Below are 281 nucleotides of genomic sequence, written 5' to 3'. Positions count from 1 at the left end.
AGGTCACCGTCGTCGGCCTCGACGATCTCGGCCGCACCGATGCGCTCGTCGTCGGCCCCGGTCTCGACCCGGAGGACCCGCGGGTCCGGGCCGGGATCGCGGCGCTCGCCCGCGGGGACGATGGCCGCGCGGCGGGGATCCGGCGCGGGGCGATCGACGCGGGGGCGCTCGGCGGGCTCCGCCCCGGCGACCGCTTCACCGCCGACGTGGTGCTGACCCCGCACCGCGGGGAGGCGGCCCGGCTCGCCGACCGGCTCGGCCTCGCCGTCGACGCACGGGCG

General features: G+C 81.1%; 1 protein-coding gene. It reads left to right on the top strand.

What is annotated here, in order from left to right:
• The coding region (locus tag MJ643_RS30650) for an NAD(P)H-hydrate dehydratase (protein WP_282103302.1) at nt 1-281 on the top strand (281 nt) is incomplete at both ends.

Source organism: Pseudomonas sp. PNPG3, from assembly GCF_023093815.1.
Classification (GTDB): domain Bacteria; phylum Pseudomonadota; class Gammaproteobacteria; order Pseudomonadales; family Pseudomonadaceae; genus Aquipseudomonas; species Aquipseudomonas asiatica.
Note: the sequence above shows the minus strand (reverse complement) of the source record. Positions and strands in the feature narration are given on the sequence as shown.